The sequence below is a fragment of the Neisseria sp. 23W00296 genome (assembly GCF_044772855.1).
Lineage (GTDB): Bacteria > Pseudomonadota > Gammaproteobacteria > Burkholderiales > Neisseriaceae > Neisseria.
In genome coordinates, this window is sequence record NZ_CP173024.1 from 1789275 (window position 1) to 1811156 (window position 21882).

The window sequence follows — 21882 nt, forward strand, 5'->3', positions numbered from 1 at the left end:
ACGATGCTTTTCAGACAGCCTTACGTTAACGGTTTTGCTGCCGCACCCGAGAGGACGGCAGCAAATTAAAGTTCGGCTCAGCGCGGACAAATTTCGTTTTCGCTGAAGAAATAAGCCACTTCGATGGCAGCGTTTTCTTCGCTGTCCGAACCGTGCACGGCATTCTCGCCGACAGAATCGGCAAAGTCGGCACGAATCGTACCGGCTGCGGCTTCTTTCGGATTGGTTGCGCCCATCAGTTCGCGGTTTCTCGCTACGGCATTTTCGCCCTCGAGCACTTGAATCATGACCGGGCCGCTAATCATAAATGCCACCAGTTCACCGAAAAACGGACGGTCTTTATGAACAGCATAAAAACCTTCGGCTTCTTCTTTGCTTAAATGTTTCATTTTGGCGGCAACAATTTTCAAGCCGTTGTCTTCGAAACGGCTGTAGATTTTGCCGATAACGTTTTTACCGACCGCATCGGGCTTGACGATGGAAAGTGTTCGCTGAACAGACATTGAATTCTCCTTATAAAAAACAGGCGACAAATTGCCGCCGAATTGTAGCAAGTTTTTCCTTATTCCGCTTAGTTTTTAACTCTTTGAAACTGCCGCCTGCGGCTTCCCGGATACGGACAGCACCAGATGCGGCAGGTTGAGATATTCCTGCGACTGCATTTCGGTGAGACGGCTGGCCGTTCGGACAAATTCGTTGGCAAAATCGCCTTCGACGTAAATCTCGTCAACGGGAACTTCGCAGGTGGCGCAGAATTTGACGCGGTAGTCGTACATCACGTCTATCAGCCAAGTCAGCCGCCGCGCTTCCGCCCTTTCCGTTTCGTGCAGCTTTTCAATTCCCGATACAAAAATCATCTCATAGCGCTCGGAAAGATAAAGGTAATCTGCCTGCGAGCGCGGGCCGAAACACAAAACGCGGAAATCAAACCAAACAGCCTTATCGGTATGCCCTTTACAGGGCAGCATGCGGCCGTGGATTTCGATTTCAGACGGCCTCACGGCCTGTCCTTCGCTTACCTGTGCAAACAGTTGCGCCAATCTGCTCTCGTTTTCCGCATCTGCGGGAATGTAAAACACTTCTGCCGCCGTCAGGGTTCTGTGCCGGTAATCCTCGCCGCCGTCCACATTCAAAATCGTCAGCTTGTCTTCGATCAGGGCGATGGTCGACAGAAAACTGCTGCGGTTCTGTCCCTGGGGATAAAGCTCGGACGGAGCATAGTTGGAAGTCGCCACCAGCACCACACCTTCGTTGAACAGGTTTTCCAACAGCCTGCCCAAAATCATCGCGTCGGCAATATCGCTGACATGAAACTCGTCAAAACACAATACCCGCGTTTCTTTGGCGATTTCGGCAGCTACGGTTTTCAATGGGTCGGCTTCGCTTTTCAGGGCGCGCAGCCTTTGGTGGATTTCCGCCATAAAGGCATGGAAATGCACCCGTCGTTTGCGGCGGTAGGGCAGGCAGCCGAAGAAGGCATCCATCAGAAAACTTTTCCCCCGGCCGACGCCGCCGTAGAAATACAGCCCCTTGGGCAGTTGCGGCGAACGCAGACTGCGGCCGAGAAAGCGGTTGCGTTTGCGTTTGAACATCATCAGTTCCGTCCACAACCGATCGAGATGTTCGATGGCGCGTGCCTGTGCGGCGTCGCGAATAAACGCGGGCTGCTGCGAAGCTGCCTGATACCAGGTCAGCGGGCTGTGATTTTGATACGGGGGCGGAACAAAACGGGGGGGGTGTTTTTCGGACATGGTTTTCAGACGGCATCTTATTTTTGGCAGCGCGCATTATAGTGTATTTCCGCATGATGTTAAGCGGAGCGGCTGCTCCACCGACCCCCGCACGACAGCAGAAAGCAAAAAAAGAGTGCCGCGCAATGCGGCACCCTCGTTTTTCCGGAAGGACGGTTTATTCGGCAGTCATCGACCGATCGACACGTTCGCGCAATTCCTTACCCGGCTTGAAGTGGGGAACGTGTTTTTCAGGCACATCCACTTTCGCTCCGGTTTTCGGATTACGCCCCTGACGGGCGGGTCTGTGGTTCAAATCAAAACTGCCAAATCCGCGGATTTCGATCCGCTGGCCGCGAGCCAGCGAGCGGGTCATGGTATCCACCAAAACCTTCACGCTGTACTCGACGTCTTTCGCCATCAGGTGCGTGCCGTTTTTCTGGGCAAAAACCTCAGCCAAACGAACCATCAGCTCTGATTTGGTCATAACGATCGCCCCGGATTATTCGTTATCGCCGGACAATTTGGCTTTCAGCAGATCGCCCAGGCTGGTGGTACCGGCATTGGCGGAAGATGCTGCATTGACCGAATTGAGCGCGTCGCGGCTTTCTTTGGCGTCTTTGGCTTTGACCGACAGCTTGATGCTGCGGTTTTTGCGGTCGACAGTCACGATAACCGCTTCCACTTCGTCGCCCTCTTTCAGCTTGGTGGTCAGGTCTTCGACGCGGTCAGCGGCAAATTCAGAAGCGGGCAGATAGCCTTCCACTTCGTCGCCCAAAACAACAACTGCGCCCTTGGCTTCAACGGATTTCACAGTGCCTTTAACCAGCGAGCCTTTGTCGTTGACGCTGATATAGTTGCCGAAAGGATCGCCTTCGAGCTGTTTGATGCCCAGGGAGATGCGTTCTTTTTCCACATCGATGCCCAATACGACGGCTTCGACTTCTTCACCTTTTTTGTATTTGCGTACGGCTTCTTCGCCGGACTCCGTCCAAGACAGATCGGACAGGTGAACCAAACCGTCGATATTGCCGGGCAGGCCGACGAATACGCCGAAGTCGGTAATGGATTTGACGGCACCTTTGATTTTGTCGCCTTTATTGTAGTTGGCGGCGAAATCTTCCCAAGGATTGGGCTGGCACTGTTTCATACCCAGGCTGATGCGGCGGCGGTCTTCGTCGATTTCCAGAATCATCACTTCGACTTCGTCGCCCAGCTGTACGACTTTGCTCGGGTGTACGTTTTTGTTGGTCCAGTCCATTTCGGAAACGTGTACCAAGCCTTCGATGCCCTGTTCGATTTCGACAAACGCGCCGTAGTCGGTGAGGTTGGACACTTTGCCGAACAGGCGTGTACCGGCCGGATAACGGCGTGCGAGGCCGCTCCAAGGATCTTCGCCCAGCTGTTTGATGCCGAGGGAAACGCGTTGTTTTTCCTGGTCGAATTTCAATACTTTGGCTTCGACTTCCTGGCCGACTTCCAGCACTTCGCTCGGGTGTTTCACACGGCGCCATGCCAGATCGGTGATGTGCAGCAGGCCGTCGATACCGCCCAGATCCACGAATGCGCCGTAGTCGGTGATATTTTTGACGATGCCTTTGACAACAGTGCCTTCTTGCAGGTTTTCCAGCAGGGCTTTGCGCTCTTCGCCCAAAGTGGCTTCGAGCACGGCGCGGCGGGATACCACGACGTTGTTGCGTTTTTTATCCAGCTTGATGACTTTGAATTCGATTTCTTTGCCTTCAAAGTGGGAAGTGTCTTTGATAGGGCGCACGTCCAAGAGCGAACCGGGCAGGAAGGCGCGGATGCTGTTGATCATGACGGTGAGGCCGCCTTTGACTTTGCCGTTGATCAGGCCGGAGAGGATGTCGCCGTTTTCCATTGCTTCTTCCAAAGCAATCCAGTCGGCGGCGCGTTTGGCTTTTTCGCGCGACAGTTTGGTTTCGCCGAAGCCGTTTTCCACGGATTCTATGGTCACGGTAACGAAGTCGCCTACTTTGACTTCCACTTCGCCTTGCGGGTTTTTGAATTCGTTGATGTCGATGAGCGACTCGGATTTCAGACCGGCGTTGACGATGACGAATTTGTCTTCAATCGCCACCACTTCGGCGGTAATCACTTCCCCTTGGTTCATTTCCTGAACGGCGGAGTACTCTTCCAACAACTGGGCAAAATTTTCCATATTTGCTAAATCTTTCTTTGCGCTGCCGGAGGGCGCGGGGTTTGGAGTTGTAAAACGGCAGACCCTTCCGGCCGGGCTGCCGCTGCCACATATTTTCAGACGGCCTTCCGTATCAAAAAGGCCGTCTGAAAAACGAAAGCGCGGATTATATACTAGATTTGTTTTTGCTCATACCAATCAACTACTTTTTTTACCGCCTCCTCGATGCCCATGTCCGAAGTATCCAACAGCATCGCGTCGGGCAGCTGCACCAGCGGCGCGGCGGCGCGGCGGCGGTCGGCTTCGTCGCGGGATTCGATGTCGGCGAGAATGCGGTCAAAGGCCACGCCTTCGCACGCAATGCCGAGCTGTTTGGCGCGGCGTTCTGCCCGCACCTGTGCCGACGCGGTCAAAAACACCTTCAACGCGGCATCGGGAAACACCACCGAACCCATATCGCGCCCGTCGGCCACCAGCCCGGAGGCCGTCTGAAAATCGCGCTGGCGCTGCAACAGAGCGGCGCGCACCGCAGGGAACTGCGCCACCGCCGACGCGCCCATGCCGATTTCCTCACTGCGGATGGCGTTGCCGACGTCCTCGCCGTCGAGCAGCACCCGCTGTCCGTCAAACTGCACGGGAAGTGCGGCGGCCAGCGCGGCTACGGCGGCCTCGTCCGTCCACTCTACGCCTTTGCGCCGCGCATAGAGGGCGGCCAGCCGGTACAGCGCGCCCGAGTCGAGATAACTCCAACCCAAGGCCGCCGCCACCCGTGAAGCCACCGTACCTTTGCCCGACGCGCTCGGGCCGTCGACGGCGATTACCTTTGTTGCCATTTTCATTCCTCAAATTAACGCTTTTCGGCATAATAGCAAGCCTCGTTAACAGATTCCAGCGCCGCCATGACCACTCAATCCCTCCGTCTCGAAGCACGCCGTCTGAAACCCTCCTCCGTCGCCCTGCCCGGCTCGAAAAGCATCAGCAACCGCACCCTACTCCTGGCCGCCCTGTCCGACGGCGTCTGCACCATCCGCTCGCTGCTCGCATCCGACGACACCGACCGCATGCTCGACGCCCTCGCCGCCTTGGGTGTACGCATCGAGCGGCTTTCAGACGGCCTCGTGCGCGTACACGGCTGCGGCGGACGCTTTCCCGCCGCCGAAGCCGACTTGTTCCTCGGCAACGCCGGCACCGCCTTCCGCCCGTTAACCGCCGCCCTCGCCGTACTCGGCGGCAACTACCATCTGCACGGCATTCCGCGCATGCACGAACGCCCCATCGGCGACCTCGTCGACGCCCTGCACCTTATCGGCGCCGACATCCGCTATCTCGGCAACGACGGCTACCCGCCGCTCGCTATCGGCCGCCGCAACGATAACGGCGTGCGCAGCGTGCCGATTAAAGGCAACGTATCCAGCCAGTTTCTCACCGCCCTTTTAATGGCACTGCCGCTCACCGGCGAAGCCTGCGAAATCCGCGTCGAAGGCGAACTGATTTCCAAGCCCTATATCGACATCACCCTCAACCTGATGCAACGCTTCGGCGTCGCGGTCGAAAACCGCGCCTACCGCAGCTTCCTCGTCCCCGCCGCCAACTACCGCGCCCCCGAACGCATCACCGTCGAAGGCGACGCATCGAGCGCCTCCTATTTCCTTGCCGCCGGACTGCTCGGCGGCACGCCCGTGCGCGTCACCGGCTTGGGCAAAAACGCCGTCCAGGGCGACGCCGCCTTTGCCGCCGAACTGGAAAAAACCGGCGCGATCGTCACTTGGGGCGACGACTTTATCGAAGTGTCCCGCGCCCCCGGCCAAAGCGTGCGCGCCTTCGATTTGGACGCCAACCACATCCCCGACGCCGCCATGACCCTCGCCATCGTCGCCCTCGCCGCCGACGGAGCGTGCGCCATCCGCAACATCGCCTCGTGGCGCGTCAAAGAAACCGACCGCATCGCCGCCATGGCCGCCGAGCTGCGCAAAGTCGGCGCAACCGTGGAAGAAGGCGCGGACTTTATCCGCATCACCCCGCCCGCCGCCCCCACACCAAACGCCGTCATCGACACCTACGACGACCACCGCATGGCCATGTGTTTTTCCCTTGTTTCCCTGCTCGGCGTGCCCGTCACCATCAACGACCCCGCCTGCGTGCGCAAAACTTTCCCCGACTACTTCGCCGTGTTCGAGTCTCTAAAAGCATAAAACGGGAAAGGCCGTCTGAAAACGCCCTTTCCCGTTTTCCGAAACGTTATCCCCGCACAGGCGGGAACAGCCTCGGATACCGCCCGCGACGCATACCGTTTGAGGCCGTCTGAAAAAACCAAAAACCCGTTTGAACTTCGCCGAAGCCCCGTTTTCAGACGGCCTCTGCCCGCCTTTTCAGACGGCCTGCCCTTTCTATATAATGCGCCACCGGTTTGTTGACAATCCGGGCAGCGGCAATGTTTGCCTGAGGCCGTCTGAAACCCCAAACGGAGAAAAAAGGAGAAACCCCATGCACTACGAATTTGCTACCGCCGACCTGATCGACATTGCGCCCGACACGCCCTCCTGCGAAATCCAGTTCCGCAGTTTCGGCCGCCGCAGCCGTTTTTGCGGCCGCATCCGCACCGTCAGATGTTTCCGCGACAACGGTCTGGTCAAACAGATTTTGAACACGCATTCCGACGGCGAAGTGCTGGTTGTCGACGGCGGCGGCTCTTTGGCGAGCGCGCTGATCGGCGATTTAATCGCCTCGGCGGGCGCGGCCAACGGATGGGCGGGCGCGGTGGTGTACGGCGTCGTGCGCGACAGCGAAGCGCTGAACGAACTCGATTTCGGCATCAAGACGCTGGGCACGAACCCGCGCAAAAGCGCGAAAGAAGGCGCGGGCGAAACGGATGGCGTGCTGACTTTCGGCGGCGTCGATTTCGTGCCCGGCCATTATCTGTACAGCGACGCCGACGGAATTTTGGTAGCCGCCGCGCCTTTCGCATTGGATTGAACACAAATTCGGACACAGGACACATCATGCAGATTACTTCGCAATGGCTCGACGGCCTGTGCTTTGTCGCTTCCACCGAAGCGGGGCACAGTGTTGTGATGGAAGGCTCGGCGGCCGAAGGCGCGGCGCGGCGCGGGCCGACGCCGATGGAAATGCTGCTATTGGGCATGGCCGGCTGCGCCAGTGCCGACGTGGTGCTGATCGCGCAGAAACAGCGCCAGCACATCACCGGCTGCCGCGCTGCGGTCAGCGCCAAACGCGCCGACGAAGCCCCGCGCGTGTTCACCGAAATCCATATCCGTTTCACCGTGTCCGGCCGCAACCTGAAAGAAGCCGCCATCGCCAAAGCGGTGCAGCTGTCGGCGGAAAAATACTGCTCGGCCTCCATCATGCTGGGCAAAACCGCCGCCATCAGCCACAGCTTCGAAATCGAAGAAACACCCGACACCGTTTAAACCGCAGGCCGTCTGAAAAAGGACAACACGCTTTTCAGACGGCCTTTTCATTGCGGCAGGGCGGCCCGCCCGCCGTTTTTCTTATCCGAAACTCCGAAAGGAAGCCCAAATGGCCAACATCCTCGTCATTCCCGTCTGCCCCCATGCCGACGCCGCCAAAGCCGCTGCCAACATCGCCGCGCAGCTGCCCGACGCCGCCGTGTTCAACGTCACCGAAAACGCCGAAGAAGCCGTGCGCCTCGCCTCGACAGGCAAGGCCGACGACTGGTTCGACCTCCTCATCGGCCGCGCCGCCGTCCTGAACGCGCAAAACCTCGTCATCCAAGGCATCGCTCCCAGCGACGCCCATCTTTTTTTAAGCCGTCTGAACAACGACTTGGCCACCGCTTTTAACGCCCGCGTCGTCTTCGCCGTCAGCAGCGGCCACGCCACCACCGACCGGCTGAACATGGCCAAAACCTCCTTCGCCGGACGCGCCGTCGAGTTCGGCGGCGTCATCGGCGCGCCCGCCGCCGTGGCCGAAGCTGCCGGCCTCGCCTTCCTCGGCAGCATCGAGAAACCCGAAAACACCGCCGCGTTAGCCGCGCCGCAAGCCGTGCGTCTGTCGCCCGCCCAATTCCGCTTCAGCATGATGGAAGCCGCCCGCAAGGCAAACAAACGCATCGTCCTGCCCGAAGGCGCGGAAGCCCGCACCGTGCAGGCCGCCGCCATCTGCCACGAAAAAGGCCTCGCCCGCTGCGTACTGCTGGCCAACCGCCACGCCGTGCACACCGTAGCGCAGGAACTGGGCATCACCCTGCCCGAATCGCTGGAAATCATCGACCCCGAAACCATCGTCGAACAATACGTCGCCCCCATGTGCGAGCTGCGCAAATCCAAAGGACTCACGCCAGAAGACGCGCGCAAACAGCTTCAAGACACCGTCGTCCTCGGCACAATGATGATGGCGCAAAACGACGTCGACGGCCTCGTCTCCGGCGCGGTGCACACCACCGCCAACACCATCCGCCCCGCCCTGCAACTGATCAAAACCGCCCCCGGTGCCAGCATCGTATCCAGCGTCTTCTTCATGCTGCTGCCCGGTCAGGTTCTCGTTTACGGCGACTGCGCGGTCAACCCCAACCCCACGCCCGAACAGCTGGCCGAAATCGCCATCCAGTCGGCCGACTCGGCCAAAGCCTTCGGCATCGAACCGCGCGTGGCGATGATTTCCTACTCCACCGGCACATCCGGCGCCGGCCCCGACGTCGACGCCGTCACCGAAGCCGTGAAACTGGCCAAAGCAAAACGCCCCGACCTGGCAATCGACGGCCCGCTGCAATACGACGCCGCCTCCGTGCCCTCCGTCGCCCAATCCAAAGCGCCGAACAGCTCCGTCGCAGGCAAAGCCACCGTCTTCGTCTTCCCCGACCTGAACACCGGCAACTGCACCTACAAAGCCGTCCAGCGCAACGCCAACGTATTGAGCGTCGGCCCGATGCTGCAAGGCCTGCGCAAACCGGTGAACGACCTCTCGCGCGGCGCGCTGGTCGAAGACATCGTCTACACCATCGCCCTCACCGCCATTCAGGCAACGCAAACCGCTTAAACGGATTTCCGTTCCGACAAAAAGGCCGTCTGAAAAAACCTGCGAAGCAGGTTTTTTCAGACGGCTCACCTTTCAGACGGCTCACCTTTCAGACGGCTCACCTTTCAGACGGCTCACCTTTCAGACGGCTCACCTTTCAGACGGCTCACCTTTCAGACGGCTCACCTTTCAGACGGCTCACCTTTCAGACGGCTCACCTTTCAGACGGCTCACCTTTCAGACGGCTCACCTTTCAGACGGCTCACCTTTCAGACGGCTCACCTTTCAGACGGCTCACCTTTCAGACGGCTCACCTTTCAGACGGCTCACCTTTCAGACGGCCTCACCTTTCAGACGGCCTCACCTTTCAGACGGCCTTTCCTATTCCAATCGGGCTGTAGGGTGTGTTGCGTAGCAATGCACGCGGTTTCAGGTTTTCAGACGGCCTTCAAAGGCCGTCTGAAAACCTGTTCCCTCTCCCGCCCCGCAGGGGAGGGAGCAAGGTGCGCGGCGGAATAACCGGTTTCAGAAACGTCATTCCCGCGTTTATACCCCGCAGGGGTACAGACGGGAACGGCCTCAACTTTCAAACGGCACGCAAAAAAAGGCAGACGCACTGTCCGCCTTTCTGATGCCGCGCCTGCCGCTTAGTCGAGGTAGCCGTATTTGCCCGCGTTGAATTCGCGGATGCTTTCGGCCAGCTCTTCCTGGGTGTTCATGACGAAGGGGCCGTAGGCGGCAATCGGTTCGTCGATGGGTTCGCCCGAGAGGAGCAGGATTTCGGCTTTGCCGCTGCCGCTGTTGCGGATGCGGATTTCGCCTTCTTCGCGCTCGAACACGGCCAGCTGGGTCGGCTGTATGGCGGCTTCGCCGTTGAGTTCGATTTCGCCGTGGCGCACGACGATGGCGAGGTTGTGGCCTGCGGGCACGGTGATGGCGGTTTCTGCGCCTTCGTTAACGGTAACATCCCACACGTTCAGCTCGGTGAAGGTGTCGGCCGCGCCGCGTCTGCCTTGGTATTCGCCGGCGATAACACGCACGCTGGAAGCCTCATCGGCAACAACGGGGATTTCAGCCGCGGGCAGGTGCTGGTAGCGCGGGGCGGTGCGTTTGTGCTCGTGCGGCAGGTTGACCCAGAGCTGCGCCATTTCGAAGCTGCCGCCTTTTGCGGAAAATTCGGGGCTGTGGAATTCTTCGTGGACGATGCCGCTGCCTGCGGTCATCCATTGCACGTCGCCCTGTCTGATGGTTCCGCCGCCGCTGCTGTCGCGGTGGGACACTTCGCCGGAGTAGGCGATGGTGACGGTTTCGAAGCCGCGGTGCGGGTGGCCGCCGACGCCGCGCGGTTTGCCGCTGTTGGGGGAAAATTCCATCGGGGCGGCGTAGTCGAACATTAAAAACGGGCTGGTCTGTTTGTCTTCGCCCATGTGGGAGAAGAGCGGGGCGACTTTGAAGCCGTCGCCTACCCAGTGGGTGCGCGGGGCGTTGTAGATTTTTTTGATGCTACGCATGGTGTGGTTTCCTTAATTTAAGTCAGATGATGCGGGTGGGGGTTTGCATATTGCGGACTTGGGCGTCGCGCAGGGCTTCGGGGGTGACGTCGTTGCCCTCGGGGTCGATGATGGTGACGCGGGACAGGTGGCTGTTGATTTGTCCTTTGACGGCCTCGACATAGGCGCGGCGCAGGGTGTCGCGTTCGGCCAGCTCTGCGGCGTTCAGTTCGCGGGTTTTGGCAACGGCGGCCAGTTCGTTGATGCGGTCGAGTTCGGGGATTCTCATAATCCGTTCCTTTCTGTGTGAAAAAATATTGGTGAATTTGTCTGTGTCGCGTATTATATGGGTATCGTTTTTTTAAACAAGTACACACATTTTTTATACTATGGAGAATGATGATGAACGACACCGCAAACGCTTCGCACTGCCCCGTCAACACCACTCTGGAAATCATCGGCGGCAAATGGAAAGTGCTGATTCTTTACCACCTTCTGCCCGAAACCCGCCGCTTCAACGAATTGCAGCGCCTGCTGCCCGACATCACGCAGCGGATGCTGACTTTGCAGCTGCGCGAACTCGAAGGCGCGGGCATCGTCCACCGCGAGGTCTATCCGCAGGTGCCGCCGAAAGTCGAATACTCGCTCACCGCTTTCGGCCGCACGCTCACGCCCGTGATACAGGCGATGCACGAATGGGGGCAGACCTACGAATCCGAGTGCGCCAAATACCGCCAAACGGCCGGCGAGGCGCAGTAAAGGCCGTCTGAAACCCGTGCCGCCTGTGGTAAAATCGCCCCGCCCGCAGCATACGGAAAAGGCCGTCTGAAAGCGCGGGCGCAACGAAGCTGAAAAGGAAAAAACCATGTGCCAGCTCCTTGGCATGAACTGCAACACGCCCACCGACATCGTCTTCTCCTTCGAAGGCTTCCGCAAACGCGGCGGCCTCACCGACCACCACGTCGACGGCTTCGGCATCGGCTTTTTCGAACAAAAAGGCGTGCGCCTCTTCCACGACGACAAACCCAGCGCAAATTCCCCCGTCGCCGACCTCGTCAAAGCCTACCAAATCAAATCCGAAAACGTCATCGCCCACATCCGCAAAGCCACCAGCGGCCGCACCACGCTGGCCAACACCCACCCCTTCGTGCGCGAAATGTGGGGCGGCTACTGGATGTTCGCCCACAACGGCCACCTGCAGGGCTTTGCCCCCGAACAAGGCCGCTACTACCGCCCCGTCGGCGACACCGATTCCGAACGCGCCTTCTGCCACATCCTCGAACAGCTGCGCCGCCGCTTCGACGAGCGCCCCGACGACGACACCCTCTTTGCCGCCGTGTCCGAACTCGTCAAAGACATCCGCCGCAGCGGCCTCTTCAACTTCATCCTTTCAGACGGCCGCGTCATGTTCGCCCACGCCAGCACCCTGCTCCACTACATCGTGCGCCGCGCCCCCTTCGGCGAAGCCCGCCTGCTCGACGACGACGTTTCCATCGACTTTTCCGCCGTCACCACCCCTAACGACCGCGTCGCCGTCATCGCCACCCTGCCGCTCACCGAAAACGAAACCTGGCAGCAGCTGGCCTGCGACGAAATCGTCATGTTCCGCGACGGCGATATCGAACGGCGCGACCGCCCCGAGCCGCCGCACTACCTCAGCACCGAAGAAGGACTCGCCCGCGCCCGCGCCGTCGGCGCCTCCGATTGAGAACCGCCCATGAAATGCCCCTTCTGCCAACAGCCGAACACCCAGGTCAGCGACTCGCGCACCACCGAAGACGGCAACTGCGTCCGCCGCCGCCGCCGCTGCAACGCCTGCGGCAAACGCTTCGTCACCCTCGAAACCCTCGAAGTGCGCCTGCCCGACATCGTCAAAAGCAACGGCAGCCGCGTGCCCTACAACCCGCTCAAACTGCGTACCAGCCTCGAACGCGCCCTGCACAAACGCCCCGTCGGCCGCGAAGCCCTCGACGGCCTGGTGGCCGAAATCGAAGGCCGCCTCTACCGCCTCGGCCGCAAAGAAGTTCCCTCGCGCCTGATCGGCGAAATGGCGATGGACGTTCTGCTCGCCACCGACCAAGTCGCCTACGTCCGTTTCGCCTCCGTCTACAAAAGCTTCAACGACGTTTCCGAATTTACCCAGGCCATCGCCACCCTGCCCGAACAACAGGAAGGCACATAAACCCCCGCAGCCCGAAGGCTGTCTGAAAGCACAGGCCGCACCGCAACCCTTACCCCGCGCAGCCTAGGGCGTGTTGACAATCAGCGTTTTGGCGGCTTTTCCGCCATAAAACGGCATCTGCCACGTTAAAAATACTCGCCTATGGACGGCATAGGCTCGCATTTTTGCCTTGCATCTGCCATTTTCTGACGAAAAATCCACTTCAAAAGCTGAATGTCAACACGCCCTAAGCCGCGCACCCTCCAACCGACCCGTTCCCCAGAAAGGAAAAACCATGTTCTTCGACAAAATCCAAGCCGCACCCGCCGACCCCATCCTCGGACTGGGCGAAGCCTTCAAAGCCGAAACCCGCCCCGAAAAAGTCAACCTCGGCATCGGCGTCTACAAAGACGCAGCGGGCAACACCCCCGTGCTCAAATCCGTCAAAGCCGCCGAAACCCGCCTTTTGGCCGACGAAAAAAGCAAAAACTACCTCACCATCGACGGCGTCGCCGCCTACAACGCCGAAACCCAGAAACTCCTCTTCGGCGAAGGCAGCGAAATCATCGCCGCCCGCCGCGCCAAAACCGCGCAAAGCCTCGGCGGCACCGGCGCGCTGCGCGTCGCCGCAGAATTCGTCAAACGCCAAACCGGTGCGAAAAACGTCTGGATTTCCGCCCCCACCTGGCCCAACCACAACGCCATCTTCCAAGCCGTCGGCATCAACATCCGCGACTACCGCTACTACGACAAAACCGCCCACGCCCTCGACTGGGACGGCCTGATTGCCGACCTCTCCCAAGCCCAAGCAGGCGACGTCGTCCTCCTGCACGGCTGCTGCCACAACCCCACCGGCATCGACCCCACCCCCGAACAATGGGACACCCTCGCCAAAATGTCCGCCGAAAAAGGCTGGCTGCCCCTCTTCGACTTCGCCTACCAAGGCTTTGCCAACGGCCTCGAGCAAGACGCCTACGGCCTGCGTGCCTTCGCCAAACTGAACAAAGAACTGCTCGTCGCCAGCTCCTACTCGAAAAACTTCGGCATGTACAACGAGCGCGTCGGCGCCTTCACCGTCGTCGTCGCCGACGAAGAAACCGCCAACCGCGCGTTCAGCCAGGTCAAAACCATCATCCGCACCCTCTACTCCAACCCCGCCTCCCACGGCGGCAACACCATCGCCCTCGTCCTGCAAGACCCCGAACTCAAAGCGCAATGGATAGCCGAACTCGACGAAATGCGCGCACGCATCAAAGAAATGCGGCAGAAATTCGTCGACCTGCTCAAAGAAAAAGGCGCGAAACAGGACTTCGGCTTCATCATCGAACAAAACGGCATGTTCTCCTTCTCCGGCCTCAGCCCCGAACAGGTCGACCGCCTGAAAGACGAGTTCGCCATCTACGCCGTACGCAGCGGCCGCATCAATGTTGCCGGCATCACCGCCGATAATATCGACTACCTGTGCGAGAGCATCGTCAAAGTGCTGTAAATCCCGCTCGAGCGGCAAAAAGGCCGTCTGAAAAACCTGCGAAGCAGGTTTTTCAGACGGCCTCACCGTTTCAGACGGCCTTTTTATTCCAATCGGGCTGTAGGGTGTATTGCGCAGCAACGCACGCGGTTTTTTGAGGCTTCAGACGGCCTCCAAAGGCCGTCTGAAAACCTGTTCCCCCTCCCGCCCCGCGGGAGAGGGCTAGGGTGGGGGCGGTGCCGCTTCGGTAACTTTTACAGGACATCGACGCGAATGCAGTTCTGCGAACTGCCACCCCAACCCTCCCCCGCGCTTGCGGTGCAGGGGAGGGAGCAAGGTTCGCGGCGGAATGATCGGTTTCAGAAACGTCATTCCCGCGAAGGCGGGAACGGCCTCCAAAGGCCGTCTGAAAAGAAAGGCCGTCTGAAAGATAGGTTTCACTATACTTTCAGACGGCCTTTTTAAACACGCCTTACATCACGTCCAACACATCGATGCCGAGCAAGTCCAAGCCCTGTTTGAGCACGTTGCCGGTGAGGCGTGCCAGTTGCAGGCGGCTGTTGCGGGTTGCGCCTTCGGCTTTGAGTATCGGGCAGGCTTCGTAGAAGCGGGAAAACAGGGTGGCGAGCTGGTAGAGGTAGGCGGCGAGGTAGTGCGGATAGCCGGTGTCGGCCACGTTTTGCAGTATATCTTCAAATTTCAAAAGCTCTACGGCAAGCTGTTTTTCGGCCGGTTCGGCGAGTGTTAATTCTGCTGCCGCGTCCCAGTCGTCCGCTTTGCGGAACACGCTTTGCACGCGGGTGTAGGCGTATTGCAGGTAGGGTGCGGTGTTGCCTTCAAACGAGAGCATTGCGTCCCAGTCGAATACGTAGTCGCTGGTGCGGTTTTTGCTCAAATCGGCGTATTTCACCGCGCCGATGCCGACGGTTTGGGCGATTTTTGCCGCGTCGTCTGCGCCCAAATCGGGATTTTTTTCTTTCACCAGCGCGGCAGCGCGCTCAACAGCTTCGTCCAGCAGGTCAACCAATTTCACGGTGTCGCCCGAACGGGTTTTGAACGGGCGGCCGTCTTTGCCCATCATGGTGCCGAAGCCGATGAATTCGGCTTTCACGTTTTCGGGCAGATAGCCGGCCTTGCGCGAAGTGGTGAAGAGCTGCTCGAAGTGCAGCGACTGGCGGTGATCGACCACATACAGCAGGCGGTCGGCGTGGAGCGTGCCGACGCGGTAGCGCAGACAGGCCAGGTCGGTGGAGGCGTAAAGGAAGCCGCCGCCTTGTTTCTGCACGATAAACGCGGCCGGTTCGCCTTCTTTGTTTTTAAATTCGTCGAGAAACACGACTTTCGCGCCGTCGTCTTCAACGGCCAAACCCTGCCGCACTAAATCGTCCACCGTGTTTTGCAATTCGGGGTTGTATTTCGATTCGCCCGCCACATCGGCCGGCGTGAGTTTCAGGCCGAGCGTGTCGTAAACCGCCTGTGCGTGGCCGAGCGAGATTTCGACAAACTGCTGCCACAGTTTCAACACGTTTTCATCGCCGCCTTGCAGCTTGACGACATATTCGCGCGCGGTGTCGGCAAAGGCCGCGTCTTCGTCGAAGCGCACTTTGGCGGAGCGGTAAAACTGTTCCAAATCAGAGAGTTCAAATGCGGCATTGTCTTTCTGCTGCTCGACCATATAGGCCACCAGCATGCCGAACTGCGTGCCCCAGTCGCCGACGTGATTTTGGCGGATAACGCTGTCGCCCATAAATTCGAGCACGCGCGAGATGCTGTCGCCGATGATGCTGGAGCGCAGGTGGCCGACGTGCATTTCTTTGGCGAGGTTGGGCGAGGAATAATCGATGACCACGGTTTGCGGCGCGGCCTTTTTCGCTACGCCGCAGCGCGGGTCGTTTAAGGCCGTCTGAACGTGGCGGGCGAGAAAATCGGGTTTGAGGCACAGGTTGATAAAGCCCGGGCCGGCCACTTGTGCGCTTTCGATGACGGCATTGCCCGAGAGCGCGTCGGCAACCTTTTGCGCCAGCTCGCGCGGATTTTGCTTGGCCTGTTTGGCCGCGCCCATCACGCCGTTGATTTGGTAGTCGCCGAAATCGGCGTTTTTGGCCGGTTGGAGCACGACATTGGCACCGGCGATGCCTGCGGCGGCAAAGGCGGCGGCGGCTTCGCGCTCGACGGTTTGGTGTAGATTCATGGTTTGCTCTTTCGTTCAGGCCGTCTGAAAAGGTTTTCAGACGGCCTCTTCAATGTGAAAACGCGGCATTTTACCCGAAAGGCCGTCTGAAAAGGTTTGGGAAAGGTTCAGCCGCGCCAAAATCCCTGCTTCTGCAAAAACGCCGCCAACCGTTCGGCAAACAGGGCATAACCCTCGGCGTTGGCATGAATGGCGTCGGATTTGAGCGCGCCGTCGCTCAGGATGCGCGACCAGCCGTCGGCAAACAGCGGCACGCGGTATTTTTCGGCCAAACCGGCATACAGCGGGTGGTCGGACAGGCTGCCGACCAGCGCGCCGAGGCTCGGCTTCGGTTCGGCAATCAGCACGATCGGCACGCCCGCGCCCTGCACGGCGGCGATGGTGTCGCCGATATGGCGGCGGGTGTCGCTTTCGGGCAGGCGGTGCAGGAAGTCGTTGCCGCCGATGCCGAGCAACACCAGCTTGGGCGCGCGTTTGAGCAGCGCGGGCAGACGCGCCAGAGCCTGCGCGGAAGTGTCGCCCGACACGCCGCCGTTGACGACCGTCCAGCCCGTGATGGCGGCAAGGCGCACGGGATAGGCGGCTTCGGGCGGCGCGCCGTAGCCGTAGGTGAGCGAGTCGCCCAAGGCCACAACCGTGCTGCCGCGCGAAATGGCGGCATGGCGGGCGGTTTTGGTGCAGGCGGCTGCGGCCAGCGCGGCGGCGAGGGCGAGGAAGCGGCGGCGGGTGAGGGGCATGGCGTGTTCCGTATCCGTGGAGAAAGCGGCGGATGATACAGGCAAACCGCCCGCCCGTTCCGCTATAATCCGCCGCCAACCGCAACAAAAGGAAAAAACATGGATATTCAGGCCGTCTTAAACGTATTGCGTACCCTGCAAAACCACATCTGCGCCGCGCTGGAAGCCGAGGAGGAAAACGGTGCGGTGTTTCTCGGCGAACACTGGCAAAGCCGCCTCGGCACGGGCGAGAGCCGCGTGCTCAAACAAGGCGCGGTGTTCGAGCAGGCGGGCGTCAACTTCTCCCACGTCAAAGGCGGCGTGATGCCCGCCTCCGCCACCGCAGACCGCCCCGAGCTGGCGGGCGCGGCCTTTGAAGCGGCGGGCGTGTCGCTGGTTATCCACCCGCGCAACCCCTATGTGCCGACCAGCCATGCCAACGTGCGCTGCTTTATCGCCTACCCGCAGGGCGGCGAACCCGTGTGGTGGTTCGGCGGCGGTTTCGACCTCACGCCGTTTTACCCGTTTGACGAAGACATCCTGCACTGGCACCAAACGGCGAAAAACCTGTGCGACAGGTTTTCAAACGGCCTCTATGCCGAATACAAAGACTGGTGCGACCGCTATTTCTACCTGCCGCACCGAGGCGAAACGCGCGGCGTCGGCGGCCTGTTTTTCGACGACCTGAACCGCTGGGACTTCGCCACCTGCCTCGACTTTATCCGCCAGACCGGCGAAGCCTATACCGCAGCCTACCGCCCCATCGTCGCCCGCCGCAAACACACGCCCCACGGCGATCGCGAACGGCAGTTCCAACTCTACCGCCGCGGCCGCTACGTCGAATTTAACTTAGTGTTCGACCGCGGCACCCACTTCGGCCTGCAAAGCGGCGGCCGCACCGAAAGCATCCTGATGTCCATGCCGCCCCTGGTACGCTTCGAATACGGCTATGCCCCCGAAGCAGGCAGCGCCGAAGCGCGTTTGCAGGACTACCTCAAACCGCGCGACTGGCTGTCCGAACTGCGCTGAATCTGTTTGTTCCGAATGCACAAAGGCCGTCTGAAAACCCGATTTGGGGTTTCAGACGGCCTCAAACCGGCCTGAAACCTGAAAGGCCGTCTGAAAAGCGAAGTTTAAAACGGAGTGAAAACGTGGTTTCAAACCTGAAAGGCCGTTCCCGCCTGCACTCCTGCGGGGCATAAACGCGGGAATGCCGTTTCTGAAACCGAACATCCCGCCGCGCATCTGCTCCCTCCCCTGCGCCCGCGCGGGGGAGGGTTGGGGAGGGGTGGCAGTTCGCAGAACTGCATTCGCGCCGATGTCCTGCGAAAGTTGCCGCAGCGGTGCAAGCCCCCACCCTAGCCCTCCCCCCGCGGGGCGGGAGAGGGAACACGTTTTCAGACGGCCTTTGAGGCCGTCTGAAAACCCAAAAACCGCGTGCGTTGCTGCACAACACACCCTACCCGAAACCCAGTAGGGTGTACCGCCCCAAGCGGCGCACGCGTTTTCGGCGATACCGGCTATCCGCGCAGAGGCCGTCTGAAAGCCCGAATCTGCCTTTCAGACGGCCTCAGTTTTTGCCTGTGCCCTGTAAAAACACATCGTAATCCGGCAGACAGGGCAGCAGGCCGTCTGAAACGGTGTGGCGGCTGTCGGCGCGCAGGTTGGCGAGGGCGAGGGGGCGGTTGTTTTCGTCGGCGATCAGCGGCCAGCAGGGGCGGATGAAGGGGGGGATGCGGTGTTCGTGCAGGATTTGTTTGGGCGGTTTGCGGCCGGCGGGGGTGTGCAGCAGGTCGCCTTTTTCTATCGGGCGGATGCGCAGGGTTTGGCTGAGGAGGCCGCGCGGCAGGCCGTGGCGGGCGCGGCGGAACTGCCAGCCTGCGGCCTGTAAGTCTTTCAGGCTGCCTTGCGCGGCGGCGGGGGTGTACTGCCGCTGCCAGTCTTGCGGCAGGAGGAACAGGCGGTTTCGGCTGGCGATGAGGGTGTGATCGGACAGCGGCCATTGTGCTTCGCCTGTGCCGATTTGGTTTAACACGCGGCAGAAGTCGGCGAGGAAGGCTTGGTTTTTCAGGCTGCCGCCCGTTTCGAGCAGCAGGCGGCGGGCGGTTTGGCGGCGGCGGGCGGGGGCGAGCTGCCGCCAAGCGGCGGTGTTGAAGCCGTGTGCGTCGTGCACGGCCTGCCAGTCGGCGTCGGCGGTTTCCTGCAATACGGCCAATTCGTCCTGCAAGAGGGCGACGGCGGCGCGGATGTGGGCGTCGAGCTGCGGCTGTATCTGCCGCAGGCGGGGCAGGCCGTCATGGCGCAGGCGGTTGCGCAGGTAGGCGGGGTCGGCGTTGGCGGGGTCGGTGATGTAGTCGAGGCAGTGTTCTGCGGCGTAGGCGGCCAGTTCGGCGCGGCTGTAGGGCAGAAGCGGCCGCCAGATGTGCACGGCGGGGTTTTCGGCAAGGGGGCGCAGCCCGGGCATGGCGGCAAGGGCGCGCAGGCCGCCGCCGCGCAGGGCGGCGAGGAAGAAGGTTTCGGTTTGGTCGTCGGCGTGGTGGGCGGCGGCGAGGATGTCGGCACGGCTGCGGGCGAAGGCTTGGTAACGCGCTTCACGGGCGGCGGCTTCGATGCCGCGTCCTGCGGGGCGGACGCTGACTTTTTCGACGCGCAGGGGGATGCCGAGGCGCTCGCAGCAGCTGCGGCAGAAATCGAGCCAGCCGTCGGCATCGGCGTGCAGGCCGTGGTGGACGTGGACGGCGGACAGTTCGGCGTTCAGGCTGCCTTTGAGCTGCGCGAGAATGTGCAGCAGGACGACGGAATCGAGCCCGCCGCTGAGGGCGGTTTCAATACGGCGGGCGCGGAGGACGGCTTCGGGCAGGGCGTGGAGGACGGCGGCGGGGACGGGGTGCATAGTTTCGGGTTTTCGGAGCGGGTTGGCGGGAGGCCGTTCCTACCTATACCCCTGCGGGGCATAAACGCGGGAACGATGTTTCTGAAAGCGCGGTTTCGGCGAAGCGAAAACCGCCTTTAAGGCTTCGCCCCGCTGCTTTCGGAAATGTCCAGGGTGGCGGCGCAGGCTGCGGCGGCGCATTCTGTTAGGGTGAGCACGGCGGTGTAGTCGGCGTCGGCGGCTGCCGTCCAAAGCAGGCTCGGGTTTTTCAGGCCGCTCTGTTCGCCCACAAGCGCGCCGTGGCGGGTGGATTCGTCATACAAATCGACATGTGCGCTGCTGTTGAACAGTTGCAGACGCAGTTTGCCGCAGTGTTTGCCGCAGCTGCCGCTGATGCGGTAGGTTTTACCGGCGGCAAGACGGGCGGCGGCGGTGATGGTTTGTCCGGCGGGAAGCTGTTCGGTTTGACTGACGATGCCGCGTGTGGCAGGCGCATTGTCGGCGGCGCAGGCGGCGGATGCGGCAAACAGGGCGGCGAACATCAGGGCGGTTTTTTTCATGGGGTTTCCTTTGGTTGGGGATGGGGTTTGGTTGCGGGGGCGGGTTTCAGACGGCCTCAAAGGCCGTCTGAAAGCCGTAGGATTCAGCGAAGCCAAAACGGGAGGCGGCGTTTCAGGCTGCCTTTAAAGTTCTGAAACCGCGTGCGTTGCGGGGCAACACACCCTACACAGCGGGCTTTCAGGCTGCCTTCGGGCAACTGCAATCCGCTCCCTCTCCTGCGCTTGCGCGGGGGAGGGTTGGGGAGGGGGTGGCGGTTGGAAAACCGCTTTCCCATCGCTCCGCAAAAATTGCCACAGCGGCAACCACCTCCATCCTGCCCCTCCCCCGCGAGCGGGAGAGGGAACGGGGTTTTCAGACGGCCTCTGAGGCAGCCTGAAACGGCAAAACACGGCTTTTCAGGCTGCCTTGGGTTCAGATTTTATACGCCGTTTCGCCCAAGGCTATCGGCGCGGGGTTTTGCGCCACCCATTGCGCGGCGAGTTCGCACAGGCGTTGGGAGAGCGTGCCGTCGTCGCCGAGGATGCCTTTTTGGATGGCGGCGATTTCGGCGAGTGCGTCGGCGGCAAGGGGCGTGCCGAGTTTGGCGTATTTGGGGAAGGCGTTGATCATTTTGCGGTGTTCCCTGCCCCAGTTGCCCATGGCGTTGCGCAGCAGTTCGTCGCGGATGCGTCCGGCGATGCGGATAAGCTCGCCCTGCACGGTGGCTGCCGCGCCGCTTGCGGGGACGAGTTTGTCCCAGCCGTTGATGTATTGATCCCACAGGGTGTCGCCTGCGAGGACGATGGGGGTGGTGAGATCGGGCGACGGCGGCTCTTGGCGCGCGGTTTCGGGATCGACGCCGAACATTTCGCACAGGCGGCGCAGGGCGGCGTAGCCTTCGGGTGTGTGTGGGACTTCAAAGCGTTCCATGTGTTCGTCGTAATGGTCGCGCGACCATGCCACCTGCTCGCGCTGCTGTTCGGTGATGGTCATGCCGGCCTGCAAATAGAGTTCGGCGCAGGCAATCATGTCGGCAATTCTGTCAGAGAGCGGGGCGGTATCCAACAGGCTGTCAAACGGGGTTTGCCCGCGCCGGTTTTTGGCGGCGGGGTTGGCACCGTGCACAAGCAGCAGTTTGACCAGCGGCGCGGTTCGGCGAAATGGAGGATGGTGTTGCCGAACTCGTTGGCGTAATTGGCGTCGGCGCCGTTTTGCAGCAGCACGGCGGCGTGTTCGGCGTTGCCTGATGTAACTTGGTGGTAGAGCGGCGGGCTGTCGTCGGCGGTGCGTTGGAAATTGACGTCCGCGCCGTGGTCGATCAGCCATTGCATAAAGGCGGGCGGGGTGGCGCGCATCGCCAGCGGGTGCGATTTCCCTATGGTGCGCTCGACGGCGTTGATGTCGGTGTCGTCATACACGGCTTGCAGGGCGGCAAGATCGCCTGCTTGGCACAGTTCGCAGAAGTTTTTGGGGAGGGTGGTTTTCTTTTTGGGCATGGGGGAGTCCTTTCTTTGGGTGGAACGGCTTTTCAGACGGCCTTAAAGGCTGTCTGCTTCGG

22 protein-coding genes are annotated in these 21882 nt (G+C 60.7%); 9 read left to right on the top strand and 13 right to left on the bottom strand.

What is annotated here, in order from left to right:
* Nucleotides 1-77: 77 nt before the first annotated feature.
* From ndk to cmk, 5 genes are all read right to left on the bottom strand, one after another.
* Nucleotides 78-503 carry a nucleoside-diphosphate kinase gene (ndk, locus tag ACG2K1_RS08870; RefSeq protein WP_009427261.1) on the bottom strand — a complete coding sequence of 142 codons (426 nt, stop codon included), beginning with the start codon at nt 501-503 and terminating at the stop codon, nt 78-80.
* A gap of 75 nt (nt 504-578) precedes the next feature.
* Nucleotides 579-1751, bottom strand: a complete 1173-nt coding sequence (zapE, locus tag ACG2K1_RS08875) for a cell division protein ZapE (RefSeq protein WP_395428747.1) — start codon at nt 1749-1751, stop codon at nt 579-581.
* Nucleotides 1752-1908: 157 nt separating this feature from the next.
* A complete protein-coding gene (locus tag ACG2K1_RS08880; protein ID WP_009427264.1) occupies nt 1909-2217 on the bottom strand; it encodes an integration host factor subunit beta in 309 nt (102 codons plus the stop codon).
* Nucleotides 2218-2232: 15 nt separating this feature from the next.
* Nucleotides 2233-3912, bottom strand: coding sequence for a 30S ribosomal protein S1 (gene rpsA / locus ACG2K1_RS08885; protein ID WP_009427265.1), 1680 nt, complete (start codon nt 3910-3912; stop codon nt 2233-2235).
* A 152-nt stretch (nt 3913-4064) separates the two neighbouring features.
* A complete protein-coding gene (gene cmk / locus ACG2K1_RS08890; protein ID WP_009427266.1) occupies nt 4065-4730 on the bottom strand; it encodes a (d)CMP kinase in 666 nt (221 codons plus the stop codon).
* A gap of 60 nt (nt 4731-4790) precedes the next feature.
* On the opposite strand from cmk, the gene aroA reads away from it, so the two are divergent.
* The 4 genes from aroA to pta all read left to right on the top strand — a co-directional run bounded on the left by aroA (nt 4791) and on the right by pta (nt 8907).
* Nucleotides 4791-6083, top strand: a complete 1293-nt coding sequence (gene aroA, locus ACG2K1_RS08895) for a 3-phosphoshikimate 1-carboxyvinyltransferase (RefSeq protein WP_009427267.1) — start codon at nt 4791-4793, stop codon at nt 6081-6083.
* Nucleotides 6084-6375: 292 nt separating this feature from the next.
* The gene (gene rraA, locus ACG2K1_RS08900) at nt 6376-6864 is read left to right on the top strand and encodes a ribonuclease E activity regulator RraA (RefSeq protein WP_395428746.1); all 489 of its coding nucleotides are present in this window, start codon (nt 6376-6378) and stop codon (nt 6862-6864) included.
* Nucleotides 6865-6890: 26 nt separating this feature from the next.
* On the top strand, nt 6891-7319 hold the full coding sequence (locus tag ACG2K1_RS08905; protein WP_009427270.1) for an OsmC family protein: 429 nt from the start codon (nt 6891-6893) through the stop codon (nt 7317-7319).
* A gap of 109 nt (nt 7320-7428) precedes the next feature.
* Complete coding sequence (gene pta, locus ACG2K1_RS08910) at nt 7429-8907, top strand: phosphate acetyltransferase (protein ID WP_395428745.1); 1479 nt, start codon at nt 7429-7431, stop codon at nt 8905-8907.
* 626 nt (nt 8908-9533) lie between these two features.
* On the opposite strand, the gene ACG2K1_RS08915 is transcribed toward pta, so the two are convergent.
* Nucleotides 9534-10397: a pirin family protein gene (locus tag ACG2K1_RS08915; protein WP_395428742.1), complete on the bottom strand. Its 864-nt coding sequence runs from the start codon at nt 10395-10397 to the stop codon at nt 9534-9536.
* Between the two features lie 22 nt (nt 10398-10419).
* Nucleotides 10420-10665, bottom strand: a complete 246-nt coding sequence (locus tag ACG2K1_RS08920; protein WP_395428741.1) for a DUF896 domain-containing protein — start codon at nt 10663-10665, stop codon at nt 10420-10422.
* A gap of 113 nt (nt 10666-10778) precedes the next feature.
* On the opposite strand from ACG2K1_RS08920, the gene ACG2K1_RS08925 reads away from it, so the two are divergent.
* From ACG2K1_RS08925 to ACG2K1_RS08940, 4 genes are all read left to right on the top strand, one after another.
* Nucleotides 10779-11135, top strand: a complete 357-nt coding sequence (locus ACG2K1_RS08925) for a winged helix-turn-helix transcriptional regulator (protein ID WP_395428740.1) — start codon at nt 10779-10781, stop codon at nt 11133-11135.
* Nucleotides 11136-11241: 106 nt separating this feature from the next.
* Nucleotides 11242-12084: a class II glutamine amidotransferase gene (locus tag ACG2K1_RS08930; protein ID WP_395428739.1), complete on the top strand. Its 843-nt coding sequence runs from the start codon at nt 11242-11244 to the stop codon at nt 12082-12084.
* Between the two features lie 9 nt (nt 12085-12093).
* Entirely contained in the window at nt 12094-12558 is a 465-nt protein-coding gene (gene nrdR / locus ACG2K1_RS08935; protein ID WP_009427277.1) for a transcriptional regulator NrdR, read from the top strand.
* A gap of 274 nt (nt 12559-12832) precedes the next feature.
* On the top strand, nt 12833-14026 hold the full coding sequence (locus ACG2K1_RS08940; RefSeq protein ID WP_395428738.1) for an amino acid aminotransferase: 1194 nt from the start codon (nt 12833-12835) through the stop codon (nt 14024-14026).
* A gap of 451 nt (nt 14027-14477) precedes the next feature.
* Here the strand turns inward: ACG2K1_RS08940 and argS are convergent, their stop codons facing one another.
* Together argS and ACG2K1_RS08950 are read right to left on the bottom strand one after the other, a co-directional pair.
* Nucleotides 14478-16196 carry an arginine--tRNA ligase gene (gene argS, locus ACG2K1_RS08945; protein WP_395428737.1) on the bottom strand — a complete coding sequence of 573 codons (1719 nt, stop codon included), beginning with the start codon at nt 16194-16196 and terminating at the stop codon, nt 14478-14480.
* 107 nt (nt 16197-16303) lie between these two features.
* Nucleotides 16304-16933, bottom strand: a complete 630-nt coding sequence (locus tag ACG2K1_RS08950; protein ID WP_395428736.1) for a GDSL-type esterase/lipase family protein — start codon at nt 16931-16933, stop codon at nt 16304-16306.
* A 99-nt stretch (nt 16934-17032) separates the two neighbouring features.
* Here ACG2K1_RS08950 and hemF point away from each other — a divergent pair, with 99 nt between their 5' ends.
* A complete protein-coding gene (gene hemF / locus ACG2K1_RS08955; RefSeq protein WP_395428735.1) occupies nt 17033-17941 on the top strand; it encodes an oxygen-dependent coproporphyrinogen oxidase in 909 nt (302 codons plus the stop codon).
* Between the two features lie 541 nt (nt 17942-18482).
* Here hemF and tilS read toward each other — a convergent pair.
* The 4 genes from tilS to ACG2K1_RS08975 all read right to left on the bottom strand — a co-directional run bounded on the left by tilS (nt 18483) and on the right by ACG2K1_RS08975 (nt 21820).
* Entirely contained in the window at nt 18483-19805 is a 1323-nt protein-coding gene (gene tilS / locus ACG2K1_RS08960; RefSeq protein ID WP_395428734.1) for a tRNA lysidine(34) synthetase TilS, read from the bottom strand.
* Between the two features lie 116 nt (nt 19806-19921).
* Nucleotides 19922-20344 (bottom strand): hypothetical protein, encoded by a 423-nt coding sequence (locus tag ACG2K1_RS08965; protein WP_009426800.1) that lies wholly within the window; start codon nt 20342-20344, stop codon nt 19922-19924.
* A 412-nt stretch (nt 20345-20756) separates the two neighbouring features.
* Entirely contained in the window at nt 20757-21353 is a 597-nt protein-coding gene (locus ACG2K1_RS08970; protein WP_009426798.1) for a hypothetical protein, read from the bottom strand.
* Complete coding sequence (locus tag ACG2K1_RS08975) at nt 21350-21820, bottom strand: ankyrin repeat domain-containing protein (protein ID WP_009426797.1); 471 nt, start codon at nt 21818-21820, stop codon at nt 21350-21352. The genes ACG2K1_RS08970 and ACG2K1_RS08975 overlap by 4 nt, the downstream gene beginning before the upstream one ends.
* Nucleotides 21821-21882 lie beyond the last annotated feature (62 nt).